Annotated in this window: 15 protein-coding genes and 2 pseudogenes; 4 read left to right on the top strand and 13 right to left on the bottom strand. The window is 25.9% G+C overall.

Features of this window, described 5'->3' with window-relative positions; translation table 11 throughout:
• Positions 1–31: 31 nt before the first annotated feature.
• Positions 32–760 (bottom strand): HAD-IB family hydrolase, encoded by a 729-nt coding sequence (locus BLS77_RS03705; protein WP_089965982.1) that lies wholly within the window; start codon positions 758–760, stop codon positions 32–34.
• 254 nt (positions 761–1014) lie between these two features.
• Here BLS77_RS03705 and BLS77_RS03700 point away from each other — a divergent pair, with 254 nt between their 5' ends.
• The gene (locus BLS77_RS03700; protein WP_089965980.1) at positions 1015–1272 is read left to right on the top strand and encodes a DUF1294 domain-containing protein; all 258 of its coding nucleotides are present in this window, start codon (positions 1015–1017) and stop codon (positions 1270–1272) included.
• 45 nt (positions 1273–1317) lie between these two features.
• On the opposite strand, the gene BLS77_RS03695 is transcribed toward BLS77_RS03700, so the two are convergent.
• The gene (locus tag BLS77_RS03695; RefSeq protein ID WP_242873924.1) at positions 1318–2160 is read right to left on the bottom strand and encodes a pyridoxamine kinase; all 843 of its coding nucleotides are present in this window, start codon (positions 2158–2160) and stop codon (positions 1318–1320) included.
• Between the two features lie 192 nt (positions 2161–2352).
• On the opposite strand from BLS77_RS03695, the gene BLS77_RS03690 reads away from it, so the two are divergent.
• Both BLS77_RS03690 and BLS77_RS03685 read left to right on the top strand, forming a co-directional pair.
• Positions 2353–3978 (top strand): putative ABC exporter domain-containing protein, encoded by a 1626-nt coding sequence (locus BLS77_RS03690; RefSeq protein WP_089965978.1) that lies wholly within the window; start codon positions 2353–2355, stop codon positions 3976–3978.
• A 12-nt stretch (positions 3979–3990) separates the two neighbouring features.
• Positions 3991–4707 carry an ABC transporter ATP-binding protein gene (locus BLS77_RS03685; protein ID WP_089965976.1) on the top strand — a complete coding sequence of 239 codons (717 nt, stop codon included), beginning with the start codon at positions 3991–3993 and terminating at the stop codon, positions 4705–4707.
• 329 nt (positions 4708–5036) lie between these two features.
• Here BLS77_RS03685 and BLS77_RS03680 read toward each other — a convergent pair whose 3' ends face one another.
• From BLS77_RS03680 to BLS77_RS03665, 4 genes are all read right to left on the bottom strand, one after another.
• Positions 5037–5741, bottom strand: a complete 705-nt coding sequence (locus BLS77_RS03680; protein ID WP_089965974.1) for a phosphatase PAP2 family protein — start codon at positions 5739–5741, stop codon at positions 5037–5039.
• Positions 5742–5788: 47 nt separating this feature from the next.
• The gene (locus tag BLS77_RS03675) at positions 5789–6994 is read right to left on the bottom strand and encodes a BaiN/RdsA family NAD(P)/FAD-dependent oxidoreductase (RefSeq protein ID WP_089965972.1); all 1206 of its coding nucleotides are present in this window, start codon (positions 6992–6994) and stop codon (positions 5789–5791) included.
• Positions 6995–7258: 264 nt separating this feature from the next.
• Positions 7259–7588: a single-stranded DNA-binding protein gene (locus BLS77_RS03670; RefSeq protein WP_089965970.1), complete on the bottom strand. Its 330-nt coding sequence runs from the start codon at positions 7586–7588 to the stop codon at positions 7259–7261.
• A 121-nt stretch (positions 7589–7709) separates the two neighbouring features.
• Entirely contained in the window at positions 7710–8177 is a 468-nt protein-coding gene (locus tag BLS77_RS03665) for a UPF0158 family protein (protein WP_089965968.1), read from the bottom strand.
• A 182-nt stretch (positions 8178–8359) separates the two neighbouring features.
• Here BLS77_RS03665 and BLS77_RS03660 point away from each other — a divergent pair.
• Positions 8360–8745: pseudogene (locus tag BLS77_RS03660) on the top strand (lactate/malate family dehydrogenase); the annotation flags it as partial.
• A gap of 63 nt (positions 8746–8808) precedes the next feature.
• On the opposite strand, the gene pcp reads toward BLS77_RS03660, so the two are convergent.
• From pcp to BLS77_RS03625, 7 genes and pseudogenes are all read right to left on the bottom strand, one after another.
• Positions 8809–9471, bottom strand: a complete 663-nt coding sequence (gene pcp, locus BLS77_RS03655; protein ID WP_089965966.1) for a pyroglutamyl-peptidase I — start codon at positions 9469–9471, stop codon at positions 8809–8811.
• A gap of 228 nt (positions 9472–9699) precedes the next feature.
• Entirely contained in the window at positions 9700–10386 is a 687-nt protein-coding gene (locus BLS77_RS03650; RefSeq protein WP_089965964.1) for an ABC transporter permease subunit, read from the bottom strand.
• A complete protein-coding gene (locus BLS77_RS03645; protein ID WP_089965962.1) occupies positions 10383–10910 on the bottom strand; it encodes an ATP-binding cassette domain-containing protein in 528 nt (175 codons plus the stop codon). Before BLS77_RS03645 ends, BLS77_RS03650 begins: the two co-directional genes overlap by 4 nt.
• A gap of 21 nt (positions 10911–10931) precedes the next feature.
• Positions 10932–11051: pseudogene (locus tag BLS77_RS20710) on the bottom strand (ABC transporter ATP-binding protein); the annotation flags it as partial.
• A 174-nt stretch (positions 11052–11225) separates the two neighbouring features.
• Entirely contained in the window at positions 11226–12308 is a 1083-nt protein-coding gene (locus BLS77_RS03635) for an N-acetylmuramoyl-L-alanine amidase (RefSeq protein WP_089965961.1), read from the bottom strand.
• A gap of 210 nt (positions 12309–12518) precedes the next feature.
• A complete protein-coding gene (locus BLS77_RS03630) occupies positions 12519–13415 on the bottom strand; it encodes an HD domain-containing protein (protein ID WP_089965959.1) in 897 nt (298 codons plus the stop codon).
• 118 nt (positions 13416–13533) lie between these two features.
• The gene (locus BLS77_RS03625; RefSeq protein ID WP_089965957.1) at positions 13534–14370 is read right to left on the bottom strand and encodes a pyridoxamine kinase; all 837 of its coding nucleotides are present in this window, start codon (positions 14368–14370) and stop codon (positions 13534–13536) included.
• Position 14371: the final 1 nt, after the last annotated feature.

Raw genomic sequence — 14371 nt, 5'->3', positions numbered from 1 at the left:
GTCTTATAATACTTTTATCTTGTATTTATAATTATACTATGTTTAATGAATTTATGTCTAAGCTGTATGTAACATCTTTTCTCTCTACTATAACTTTAATTTTTTCTTTTATATCTTCATCATTTAATACCTTATCTAAAAGTTCTTTAGTAGGATTTATAGCATATGGTATTCCCACTGATTTAAACATTGTGAAATCGCCTGATGTATCTCCATAAGCAAAACTTTTATCTAAATCTATATTGTATTTACAAGTCATTTCTAGTATAGCCTTCTCTTTACTTTCAGAATCCCACATTGGAATTATGTCTCCATTATACATGTTATTTTCATCAGATTTATAAATTGTACCCCTATAATCGTCCATATTATATTTATTAGCCATTTCGCTAACTAATTCTATAGGTGATCCCGATATGGCAATAACTATATGTCCTTGTTCCTTATGCCACTTTATTCTTTCACGAGTAAATGTATATACTCTATCTCCCTTTTGTTCTATAACCTTTTTAGCTATGTAATCTATATGATATTTATTAATACCTTTTATAGCCTCTATATAAATATCAACCATTTTTAAAAGGTATGTATCATAATCCCCTTGTCTTTTATCCCAATTTATAAAAGCAGGTTTTACTTCTCTATACCACTTTTTTTCATCTAATAATTCATACTTAATTATTTTTTTAAAAACTTCTGTAATTAACCCTTCTCTATATATTGTTCCATCAATATCAAAGAACGCTGCAATTTTTTTCATATGTTTTCCTCCCAAATTTATTTATGTTTGCATTATATCACTTTTTGAAGATTCCCAAAGTAAAATCCCATGTTATCAACTTCTATTATTATACCTTAATTTCTATATAACACCCTATAAAATTATATAGAATTTAAGATATAATAAAAAAAACATATACATTATACTAAAGTAGACTATATAATATAATATTATATAAGGAATTTTGAGATTAGTTATCTTTTTTTCAATTCCTAGTAAGGAGATTGATTATTATGCAAACTTTAATACTTTTATATTTCTCCATAATTAATTTAGTCGGATTTTTACTTATGTTAGTGGATAAAAGACGAGCTATTAAACACGAATGGAGAATTAGTGAGTTGAATTTATTTATTGTATCTATTATTGGAGGTTCTATTGGTTCCTATTTAGGAATGTATTGCTTTAGACATAAAACAAAAAGCCTGAAGTTTACCTTAGGTATCCCTATAATAATACTTATACAAGGTTATTTAGCTATTATACTTTAATAATAGCTAATCGATCTTCAAATAAATAACTAGTAATATTCTGGTCTATTTTTGTTCATTTATTAATATTAACTCCTTTAAAAATACTTCGAACATTACTCCTTCATTTGGGTCTGTATCAAATTGTGAAGTGTATTTTATAGCATTGTATATAAATTCGCTTGCCTTTTCTATAGTAACTTTAAAATCAAATCCTCTAACAAGCATTCCGCAAACTATTGATGAGAAAATATCTCCAGTTCCACAATAATACTTTTTAATATATTTATTTTTTATTATAAAAATTTCATTTTTTTCTTTTTCATAAGCTAAATTACACACTTCGTTATCTATTATTATTCCAGTAATAATAACTTTACTTGGTCCCATATTTGAAATTTCTTTTGCTAACTTTTCTAAAAACCCTAAATTGATTTGTTTTTCATTATACACTTCTCCAGTTAATATAAAACTCTCAGTAACATTTGGAGTTACTATATCTGCATAACTAACTAACTCCTTAATTCTATTACATAGATTACTTGTATACGTATCGTAAATAATTCCATTATCACCCATTACAGGATCAACCATAATTAAAGCTTTGTTATTTGACTTAAAGAAATCAATTACTATGTCTATTTGTGCTTCTGATCCTAGGAATCCGCTATAAATACAATCAAATCCAATATTCATTTTAGTCCAAACATTTTTATAATTGTTCATTTCTTTAGTTAAATCAAAAAATGAAAATTCTGGATAGTTTGTTTGACAAGATAAAATTGCTGTTGGAAAGGGACAACACTGTACCCCAAGAGTAGATATTATAGGTAATGCAACTGTTAAAGAACTTCTTCCTATTCCCGACATATCTTGTATTGTTGCTACTTTTTTTATCTTTTCAATCAACTTTATCACCTACTACTTCTATTTTCACTAATTATACCATACATTATATTTTCATCAAATTGTATGTATACATTATTTTACTTTATAAAATAACTATATACATTGAAGGATTTTTTTCAATTTCTACATCTAATTTGTATATAATTGTATTTAGAGTTATACTATTCTTATATAAAAGGAGGACTATTTTTTATGAAAGATTTAAAAATTTTATTATACTTAGACTTTTTAAAGATAAAAAATGGATTACTTGATGCTATTCATAACCCATTAATATTTCTAAAAAGATTTGGACCTGCTATATTTTTCTTAGTATTTTTTTTAATATTTTCAGGAAATTATAGCAACACAGATAATTCAAGCAATATAACCTTCATTATTTCTAATATAGTTTACACACAAGTTCTAGGTGGAATAGCTATATTTGCCTCAATATTAATTTTAGGAGTTTTCTCCTTTTACTTATGTGATTATACCCCTAAAAATTTTACACTTTCAGATATTCAATATTTATTTCCTTCTCCATTAAATAATAAAATTATACTATTCTATTCCATGGTAAAAAGTGCTATAAAAGGAGTCGGAATGTTTTTCTTATCGATAATATTTTTAATAGTTATACTAGTTTCAAAAACTAATATTTCGCTAGTTGGACTTATTCCAGTTGCTATAGGTTTCTTTTTTATTTTATTATTCTTTATATCTTTATCATATTTATTATTCGCAATAAAAGTAAAGACTGGACTTGAGAAAGAACTAAAACTTATTTCACGTATTTTTACTGGATTATTATTTATATTAATTTCATACTATATTTACAAATTATATACTTATGAATTTGATATATCATTATTTTTAAAAGATATTGGTTCTAGCTATTTAATATCTATTCCTATAATAAGCTCAATATCTAAATTTTCATCATTAATATTAATGCAGACATTAGTACCACCAATTTTAGATTTGCTATTCTTACTTAGTTTAATTATATTAAACTGCTATATATTTACCATATTAAATGTAGACTATTATGAAGACATAGCAAATAGTGTCTCAGATCTTAATGAAAAAATAAAAGTAGCTAAAGCCTCAAGAGGTTTTAATTATAATACTCAGGTTGAAAATAAAATAAAAAAAGTTAATATAGGCATATCATCAAAAGAGAGAGCTGGTGTAATGGCTTTATATTGGAAATGTTCTGTAGCACGTAAAAGAAGACAAACCTCTATAAAAAAGTATCTTGTATTCGTATTAAATATTGCTATTTCTATAGGGGGTGCTTATGCTACTTTAAAAGGATATCAATTAATAGCATTAGTATCTATTAGCGTTTCAACACTTTATGGGGTATTAATATTTACAGCTGCTTCGGAACTACCAAGAGAGTTAAAAAATTTATATATTTACTTAATACCCGGTAGTCCTATTGCTAAAATTTTTGCTACACTTTTAGATGAGATACTATTACTAGTAATTAGAATAACTATAATGTTTGTACCATCTATAGTATTAAGACATGAATATTTAATTTTAGGTATAGGAGTTTATATAATAACTATATTAACAACATTTGTTCTTAGAATGCAAAATTTAGTCATGATATTACTATTACCTCGAGAAGAAGATGTAGGACCTGGAATGCTTTCAATATTATTTTCAATGATTATTGTTATGGTTCCTGTAGGCATTACTGTATTAACATATTCAATTACTACAAATCCTTATATAGCTTTTGGAGCATTAACCATTGTTATAAGTATTTACTTTGGTTTATTAATGCTACTATGTAATACATTATTTAATAAAATAGAATATTAAAGAGGAGAAATTATGTTAGAAATTAAAAATCTAGTTAAATCATTTAAAAAAGTAAAGGCTATTGATAATATATCATTTTCCTTAAATAAAGGAGAAATTGCAATTTTATGTGGTCCTAACGGTGCTGGTAAAACTACAACTTTGAAATGCGTACTTTCTCTACTAAAAAAAGATAGTGGTGAAATACTTATTAACGACATACCTTCTAGTGATAGAAGTGTTCGAGAAACTTTAGCATACATCCCCGAAACCCCTGACCTTTATCCGCTTCTTACAATTTGGGAACACTTTAAATTTATAGCTTTAGCATATAATATAAAGGATTGGACCTCTAAAGCTGAAGAATATATAGAAGCTTTTAATTTAGTTGATAAAAAAGATACATTAGCAAAAGAACTTTCTAAAGGTATGAAACAAAAGGTATCTATTATAATGGCACTTATTCATAATCCTGATATTTTCTTTATTGACGAACCTTTTGTTGGATTAGATCCTCAAGGAATTAAAGAATTTAGAGAAATGATGCTTAAATTAAAGAATCTCGGTAAGACAATACTAGTTAGTACTCATGTTCTTGCGTCTATGGATGAAATAAGTGATACAATGATAATTATGAAGGAAGGAAAAATATTAGAGTTTGGAAATAAATACTCTTTACGTGAAAAATATAAAGAGAGTGGATCTATAGAAGATCTATTCTTTAAAGTTATTGATGTTAACCAACTTTAATTAATTTAAATATGAAGTTAGAGTCATTTATTTAACTTCATATTTCCTATTTTTCTTAGATGATTTATTTTTATTTTATGTTTAAAGGTTGCTTTTTTATATAAAAAACTAAGTTCGTATATTATTTTATTAACAGAATATATTTATATATAATACTACAATTAAATCTATTTTTAGTAATTTAATTTTCATAAAAAAAGAAATAATAGTTCACTATTATTTCTTTTTTTATCTTATTTACTATAGTATTATTAATAGGATCAACTTTATAATGCGTGATATTAGAAAAATAAAAGATAATCATTGATACAATTCCATTTAATACAAATTTAGTAAGTTATTTCGTTATTTTTATCAAATCTATTTTTAATACGTAATGGTAAATCTAATATTTTATTTAAACTTTCATTCTTTATTTTATTAATTAAAAATATTATTTCTTCACATAAAATAATAGATGCTATAATATCTAAAACAAAATGTTGCTTTATAAAAACAGTAGAAAGAATTATTAGTACGCCCACTGTTTGAGTATAATAAAAATATTTTTTATTATACTCAAACTTAGTATATCTCATAATAAAATATGTGTTCAAAACGTGTATTGATGGGAAACAATTAAAAGGTTTATCTTTTAAATATATGATATTTACCAGTTTATTTAATATATTAGACTTATCTACAACTGGTCTAATTATTTGAGTTGGAAATATATAATAAATAACATAGCAACAACTCATTCCAATTGTTATTGCTATAAAAACTTTAATATATTCACTTCTACTTTTATATAAAATATAGATTAACCCTATTGTAATAAATATATACCAGTAGATATATGGAATTATAAAAATTGATTCAAAAGGAATTAGTCTATCAAATCCAAGTTCAATATTTTTACCTGATTCAACTATATTAGCAGCTACAATATAATTTATATTTAATATTGGAAATAATAAGAACCATACTAAATCAATTGATTTAATATCTACATTTTTAATTTTTTTTATTATCTTAAAATACTCTGTCTTCATAATTGCCTCCAAATTAATGCACATATATTTGAATTAATTATATTAAATTAATAGTCACACCCTGATAAATACCCCGTTGAAAATGCTATTTGGAGGTTATACCCACCAGTTTCAGCATCAACATCTATTACTTCACCCGCAAAATAAAGATTTTTTATTATTTTCGACTCCATAGTTGATGCATTTATTTCTTTAACACTAACTCCTCCACTAGTTACCATCGCTGCTTTTATTGTTAATGTTTCTCTAACTGTAAGTTTCATTTCTTTAATAAAATCTATAATCTTTATTTCATCTTCCTTTTTTAAATCTGTTGGTTTTGTTTCCAATAAATCTAATGCCCCTAAAATTTCCTTTAAAAAGTTTTGTGTTAAAAGTCCTTTTAAATTATTAAAAATTGTTTTATTTGGATTACTTTTAATTATGTTTGAAATTTCTTCTCTAGACTTATCACTTAAAAAATCCAATGTAATTTCCACTTCTTCGTTTTCTAATACTTTATTAATATGTGAAGATAATTTTAAAACTCCTGGACCCGATATTCCAAAGTGAGTAAATATCATATCACCTGTAATTTCTATCTTCTTCTTTTTTATTTTAACTTTAAATACAACTTCCTTCATCGCTACGCCTTGTAAATTTTTAACAAACATTTCTTTTATAACAAGAGGAATTAACGCTGCATATAATGGGTTTATAGTATGCCCAACCCCCCTTATTATTTCAAACATACTCCCATCAGAACCAGTAAGTGGATGACTTTTACCACCAGTTGTTATTATAACTTTATCCGCATATATATTTTTGCCATAATTAGTTATAACCCCTTTTATTTCTCCATTCTCAATTATTAAATCATCTACCTTAGTATTATATAAAATTTTAACATTATTTTTTATAAGATCATTATTAAAAAGCTGAATTACTTCTTCTGATTTATCACTTTTAGTAAATACTTTTTCATCATATTCAACTTTATATTCAAGATTATTTTCAGTAAAATAATCTAATAAATCTGTATTAGAAAAAGTATAAAAAGCACTATATAAAAATTTCTTATTACTAACAACTTTATCAAATATCTCTTCAATACTTCTATTATTTGTAATATTACATCTTCCACCACCAGTAAGCTTTAACTTTTTTCCTATCTCATTATTTCTTTCTATTAATGTTACATCATTATTTTTTGATGCACTTAGTGCTGCCATAATACCAGCAGGGCCTGCCCCTACAACTATAACCTTAGCCATAATTTGATCTCCTTCTTTAGTATCTATTTTATTATTATAGTATTTATTATTACTTTAAATACGTACTCTTTATATTATACTACATTATATGAACTATGTTCTACTATCGCCTTTTATAAATTTCTACTGGTAGGAATATGAAAATAAAAGTTAGTATGAAAAAACGAGTTTAAAATTATACTCATAATATTAAACTCGTTTTTTTATTTTTTATTTTTAAATAATTTTTAGTATATTTTTCTATCCTGATATCAATTTCTCTAATTAACTTATTGCTCTTTTTGAATCTACAAAAGTAAAGTCTTCAACTATAATTTTTGTACTATAAGACTTTACACCATTTTTATTTATATAACTACCAGTACTTAGCTTTCCTTCTATAGCAATTTTGCTTCCTTTTACTAAATGCGCAGCTAAAACCTCTGCCTGTCTTCCAAATGCTACAGTTTCTAAAAATATTGCTTTCTTTTCCTTTGTTCCATATATATATTCATTTAGAGCTATTATAAATTGAACATATGGGGTTCCTCCACTCTCACTTGTTCTAAGTTCCAAATCCTTTGTTACATTTCCAATAATATTTACTTTATTCATAATAAAAACCTCCTAATATTTGAGTTATTTTAATTATTAACTCAAACATAGGTTCTTATACATAAAATAGTTCAAATAAATTATTTAAGTTTTCTACCTGTTTTTTTATATGCCTTATGTATTACTTTTCGTAATCTACACCATTTGTTTCACACCATTTTCTCGCCACTTCTAGACATCTTTCATCTCTAAAATAGTACCATTCATCAACTAATCCAATATCATAAACTGTATCTTTGAATTTTCTAAAAGCTTCTTCTCCACTTAAATTAATATTTAACTTTTTTAATAAATCTTCATTATTACATTGTTTAATAAAATCTTCCATTATTACATATTCATTATATTCTTCTTGTTTTGGAAAATTTATATAATTATTAGGATTTTCCAGAAAATCTTTAGCTTGTTCTGCTGTTTCTCGTTTCCAGCTTTCTAACTTCATTGTATCTCCATTGCTTTTAGCTATTTCCATATCATCTTTTGATAATACAACCATACATTGCGATATAATATTGTAATAACTAGTCATTTCTTCCATTTCCATTTCTTGAACTTCTAAAATATCCTCTAGCGTAATTTTTTCACTCATTTTTATCTCCTTATAAAACTATATTTATTAAATTATAATATCATAATTTAACGTAGTTTACTAATATTTCACAGTTAACTTTATTTTAACTAACCTTTCATTATTATATTAGGCATTTAAAAAATAATAGTTATTGTGATATATATATTTCTCCGTTATTTTTTATAATATTACATTGTTATATAAATATAAAAAATATTAAGAAAGATAAATCCTAAGCTGAAGCTATTGATTTATCTCATGGAGCCTCTTTTGTCAACGCAGTTGATATAAGAACTAGTGAATATAAAGATACTATATAATTACAGTTGAGGTTGCCCCAAAACCTGGTGAAACTAGATTAGATATTATAAATAAAAATTCGAATATTTTCAAACAGATTGTTCCTGAAGTTGCTAAAGATGAGCATGATAATTCTGAAATTACTGCATGGAGTTTAACAAATGTTGCAGGCATGAATGCTGCTATTTATTGGAATACGATTTCTAATAATTGTAATAAAAGCTTTAAAACTGAAATACCAAAGCAAGTTAAAAATGCGGCCTATGAAATAATAAACAAAAAAGGCAGGTAAAATACCTGCCTTCTTCTAACACAAAAATAAAATTAACTTCATGAAGATTATTAATCTCTATTTAATTTTACTACATTTTCTATTTTTTGTCCAATCTCCATTTTCAATATCTTCATTATTTTCTACTGCTGCTTTTATTGATATTTCTAATCCTTTACAAATATCCTCTAAAGACATTGATGGCATATTAGGTTTTCTTATAACTTGACTTGGTATATATGGGACATGTATAAATCCACTCTTAATTCCAGGGTATTTCTTATTAGTTAAATAAAGAATACCATACATTACATGGTTACATACAAATGTACCTGCTGTATTTGAGACTGATGAAGGGATTCCTTCTTCGGACATTTCAAATACCATTGATTTTATTGGAAGGCTTGAGAAATATGCATTTTCTCCATCTTCAAATATTGAAACATCAATTGGTTGATTTCCTTCATTATCTTTTATTCTAGCATCATCTAAGTTTATAGCCACTCTTTCTAGAGTAACTCCAAATCTCCCACCTGCCTGACCTACTGATATTATAATGTTTGGACTATGTTTAATTATTGCTTCTTCTATTTTTTCTAAAGACTTCCCAAATACTGTTGGTATTTCTAATTTAATTATTTCTGCTCCAGCTATGTTTTCTGGTAATAATCTAACTGCTTCTAATGCCGGGTTTATATTTTCTTTACCAAATGGATCAAATCCAATAATAAGTGCTCTCATATTAAAAACTTCCTTACAATTTATTATTTATATAAATTATCAATATTAAGAAAATAGTATTTAATTATTATAACTACTTTTTAATATTAAGTCTAGATTTTATTTAACATTTTATAGTTTAATTGTATTTTTTTATAATTAAACTGCTTTTTATTATAACTTATTTACCTGACTATAATAAACTCAAATGAACCACTAGCACTCCTGTTGTATCACTACCCTATAACCTTATTCTTTCATTATAATATCCATATAACTTAAGGCTTCGTCTCTTATCTTTACTGTATTTTTCATAATTTCTTTATAATCACCTTTATACTGTGCTATAAATTTATTATTCAACCCTTCTGAAACATAAATAATTATTTCCAAAACCTTATTTACATTAACATCTTCTTTAAATTTCGAATAATCTATATTTTTAAGTAATAACTCATTAGTAAGTAGCACATATCTATTATAGTCCACTTCTAACTCAGCTTTAAACTCATTATACAACTCTCCAAAAGCTTGAACTACTATTCCTGACTCCATTTTAAATTCAAATGCAACTTCCTCTTTAACCATTGTAATTATTGTAACGAAAGCCATATATTTGGCACAATAAATTTCATTTCTTGTTATTGGTTTACTTAATAAATATTCTATAGTTTTATCATCCTCTTCTTTTACAAGTAAACTTGATGATAAATATACAGCAAAAATGGATCCCATTAATATAACAATTAAATGTCCTTTACTTTCGTAAAATCCTTCAATTTTAGTCATATTTAAATTATCCATTCCAAACACTGCAAGAAGTGCCTTTGGCATAACATCCATCATTTCTGTTAATTTTTCTAAGTCATCTTTCATAAAATTTAAAAAAACCTCTTCTAAAGATGGATTTTCTATATTAATATCTACAATGTTCACTTTCCTAATTCACTCATTAACTTATTAATGTCTCCAGTATAACTGAACCTTATATTATTTTTTTCATATTTAATATCCATAGCTCCTTCTATATTTATTTTTTCTTCATTACGAACTTTTAAGATAACATGTTTAAGTTTCATTTCATTTATATCACTTATCTCTTCTACTTTGATAATCTTTCCATCTTTAATAATGCAAACTCTATCACATAACCTTTTAACTTCTGATAATACATGTGCTGAATAAATAATAGTCTTTCCCTTCAATTTTAAATCTTCAATAATTTTTAAAAATTCTTCCTGAATTAAAGGATTTAATCCACCTGTTGTTTCATGAAATATATAAATATCACCATAAGATAGAATTGCATCTACTATACCAACCTTTTTCTTGTTTCCATAAGATAAATCCTCTATTTTCTTTGTTAAATCTAACTTTAGCTTATTTGCTAACTCTTCAATTGATATATTATATTTCTTATAAAGATTTTGAGAATACTTAAGTATATCCTTAACTTTCATATCACTATAATAGTTACACTCTCATGGTAAGTATCCAATATTACTTCTTATTTCCTTTTCATTAGTCTCTATATTTTTATTATTAACTTTAATCTCTCCACTAGTTTTCTTTATAAGACCAAGTATAGATCTTATAATTGTAGATTTCCCGGCTCAATTTGGCCCTATTAGCCCAAATAATTTTCTTTTTTAATATCAATTTAGTGAAATATAAAAAAGCTAGAATTAACAATAAAAATATCCTGTTTTATATTAGGATTCTTTATTACTAATTCCAGCTTTAAGCATAGTATATAACTATTTTTTATCTTCTAATTAATATGATGGTCTTGATGTTATTGTACTTTCATTATCCCTAGGTGCATAAATATTAACCTTTCCCCAAACTGATGTTATTATAGTATATACATCCCCTATAGGATTCCCCTTAATTTCATAAGATAATCCTCCATAAGTTACTGGTGCTAAACTACCTATTTCATTTCCTATAACAGGATTTTTACCTAATGGGTAAACTCTCCAGCTACTTACACTTGGGCTCAGATTTAAATATTTAACAGTGCTTGGCACACTTGGACTACCTCCATCATTAGAATTATTTGTAAATGAACATGAACTATCATTAGATGGAGCATATATATTTACCTTACCCCAAACAGATGTCTCTATAGTATATATATCTACTGATGGACTTCCTAGTATTAAATACGATAATCCTCCATATTGAGACGGTGCAAGCTTTCCAACTTCATTTCCAACTACTGGAGACTTACCTAATGGATATACCCTCCAACTAGTTACGCTAGGACTTAAATTCAAGTATTTATTTTTGTTTATTGTTCCCCCATTAGAATTCTCACCACTTGTTTCTCTATCAGGTATAGAAACTGTTGAACCCACTAATCCCTTTACTATTGCATCTGCAATTTTTTCAGGATTATATATTTTCATATCTGATTCATTGTCAATAAACCCACATTCTATAAGCATAGAATTTGTCCAAATACTACCTACCAGAGCAAGTTCAGAGCCATCTTTAATTCCTCTATTAACATATCCCATCTCACAAATATTTTTCAAAATATTTGTTGCTTGAGAAAATGCTTGTCCATTTTTTGTATATATTTCAATCCCTCTTCCTCCACCTGCATTCAAATGGATTGAAACTGAAATTTCTGCACTTTTTGAATTTGCAGAATTTACTCGTACATTTAAGCTTTCTCTAACTGAGTTTGAATAATCTGGAGCTATTGCATAAACAGCGTGTCCAAGCTTCTCTAATTTACTCTTAATTCTTTTTCCTATTTCTCTAGTGCATATTTCCTCTCTATATCCATTTCCAGATGCACCTGTATCATATCCTGAAAGACAATGTCCATAATCTATTACAATCTTCATTTTAATCACCTCATTATAAAATATGCATATACTATGCTTTTTGACATTTAGTAAATAAAAAAAGAAAATACACGCTAAAATTCATAAATAAACGTGTATTTTTATATTTATTAAATGAGATAATTACTTAAATAATTATTGATTTTAACAAATTTAAAAGAGTGCAAAACCCAATAAATTTTTGCACTCTTTTTTTATTAAATTTATACTTTATACAAAAAGCTTTCCATCCATTCTTCTTTCATAAGAAGTCCACTCGCCTTCTTCTACACCATCCATAACAATATCAATTTTATTCATAGTTGAATCTACATAGTCTGAATAATGAACTATATAAGATTCCTGGCTCTTCATTGTTTTTGGTGATCCATATTCTAGCTTTCCATGATGTTGAACTATAATACCTTTAATTCTTTGTCTAAACTCATGTGTATATAACTCAGGATTTGCTCTAAATGCTTCTTCAAGCATTGTAACTCCGATAACTATATGACCTTCCATTTCGCCTTCTAGTGAGTAAGTAAATGGTCCATCATAATTCATCTCTTTTATTTTACCAATATCATGTAGTTTAGCTCCAAGTATAGCGATTTCTTTATGTCTACAATTATATCTATCTGCAAACATTTTTGCTAAATAAGTTACCCCTAAAGTATGCTCTGCGAGCCCACCTAAATAATTATGGTGTTGATATACTCCTCCAATAGCTTTTGTAAATCGTTCTAAAAACTTCTCATCTTTAAAGAAATAGTTATTTAAAGAGATTACTTCTGGACTTTTAAACTCTATAGATGTAAGTTCTTCTAATTCTTTCATTATATCTTCAACTGGTCTCTTTACTGATGGCACATAATCCCGTAAATCGAAGTCTTCTATAATTTGTAAGACTTCTGCTTTGTAAAGATTTCCATATGTACCTTTAGTTTTAACTACATGTCCCACGGTAAGTTTTTTCTTTTCATCTTTAAGCACTGCTTTAACTTCTTTTGTTTTATCTCCTATGTACGCTGTCATTGTAAGTTCATCTCTTGATAATATTTTTATTATCATTAATGACATTTCAACTTTTTCACCTATTTTAACTTCATTTAAATACTTTTCTTTCATTTGTGGCTCCTTTTTATCATTTCTAAATTTTTGTATTGGATTATATTTTAAATATGATATTAGTATTTACTTTAATCCTTTTATCAATTCTTAAAATTCAAATTAATTATTAATTATTTTATAAAAGTTTTTTTAAGCATTTTTCCAATAAGACACCTTCTTTAGTATCATAATCATATTTACTACTTTCTTTTATACATTCTACCACAAAATTGCTTGCTTTTATAACACTTTGTTCTAAATCATTTCCATTTGTAAGTTCAGCAAGTAATACTGATGCAAATATATCCCCTGTTCCCGGATAACTTTTCTTTTCTTTTTTATGAGTTATAATATTAAAATAATCAGTTTTACTATTATAGATTGCTAACGAAACCTCTTCAATACTATCACTAGGTACACTTGTTATAATTATATTTTCACTTCCAAGTTTTGAAAGTTTTATACATAACCTTTTAACATCATTAATTTCAATAATATCTTTTTCCAAACTATTAGTTAAATAACATGCTTCTGTAAAATTTGGTGTTATAATATCTGATAATTTTATAATACACTTTAGTTGGTCAACATAATATTTATTAAAATTTGAATATAACTTTCCGTTATCCCCACATATAGGGTCAAATAAGACTATTCCATTTTCTACTTTAAAATTATTTATGAAATTAATTGCACTAATTATATTATCTTCATTACCTAAATATCCAACAAATATTCCTTTAAACTTTATATTATTATCTTTATAATGCTTAACTGTTTCATCTATAAATCCTGGAATATTTTTTATTATAGGTATTCCAAAACCTCCAGTATGTGTAGATAAAACAAGGGTAGGTATGGGACACGGTTCTATACCCATAATGCTCAGAACTGGTATAATATTAGTTAAAGCGACTTTTCCAATACCGCATAAATCATGAATAATCGCAATTTTATTTACTGGCTTTTTCAAA

The organism is Clostridium gasigenes (assembly GCF_900104115.1).
In the GTDB taxonomy this organism is placed as follows: Bacteria; Bacillota; Clostridia; order Clostridiales; family Clostridiaceae; genus Clostridium; species Clostridium gasigenes.
Note: the sequence above shows the minus strand (reverse complement) of the source record. Positions and strands in the feature narration are given on the sequence as shown.

What these genes read in the sequence shown, in the direction of transcription:
- BLS77_RS03705 (WP_089965982.1), bottom strand. Translation starts at nt 760, where the DNA reads ATGAAAAAAATTGCAGCGTTCTTTGATATTGATGGAACAATATATAGA.
- BLS77_RS03700 (WP_089965980.1), top strand. Translation starts at nt 1,015, where the DNA reads ATGCAAACTTTAATACTTTTATATTTCTCCATAATTAATTTAGTCGGA.
- BLS77_RS03675 (WP_089965972.1), bottom strand. Translation starts at nt 6,994, where the DNA reads ATGGCTAAGGTTATAGTTGTAGGGGCAGGCCCTGCTGGTATTATGGCA.
- BLS77_RS03635 (WP_089965961.1), bottom strand. Translation starts at nt 12,308, where the DNA reads ATGAAGATTGTAATAGATTATGGACATTGTCTTTCAGGATATGATACA.
- BLS77_RS03630 (WP_089965959.1), bottom strand. Translation starts at nt 13,415, where the DNA reads ATGAAAGAAAAGTATTTAAATGAAGTTAAAATAGGTGAAAAAGTTGAA.
- BLS77_RS03690 (WP_089965978.1), top strand. Translation starts at nt 2,353, where the DNA reads ATGAAAGATTTAAAAATTTTATTATACTTAGACTTTTTAAAGATAAAA.
- BLS77_RS03665 (WP_089965968.1), bottom strand. Translation starts at nt 8,177, where the DNA reads ATGAGTGAAAAAATTACGCTAGAGGATATTTTAGAAGTTCAAGAAATG.
- pcp (WP_089965966.1), bottom strand. Translation starts at nt 9,471, where the DNA reads ATGAGAGCACTTATTATTGGATTTGATCCATTTGGTAAAGAAAATATA.
- BLS77_RS03670 (WP_089965970.1), bottom strand. Translation starts at nt 7,588, where the DNA reads ATGAATAAAGTAAATATTATTGGAAATGTAACAAAGGATTTGGAACTT.
- BLS77_RS03685 (WP_089965976.1), top strand. Translation starts at nt 3,991, where the DNA reads ATGTTAGAAATTAAAAATCTAGTTAAATCATTTAAAAAAGTAAAGGCT.
- BLS77_RS03645 (WP_089965962.1), bottom strand. Translation starts at nt 10,910, where the DNA reads ATGAAAGTTAAGGATATACTTAAGTATTCTCAAAATCTTTATAAGAAA.
- BLS77_RS03680 (WP_089965974.1), bottom strand. Translation starts at nt 5,741, where the DNA reads ATGAAGACAGAGTATTTTAAGATAATAAAAAAAATTAAAAATGTAGAT.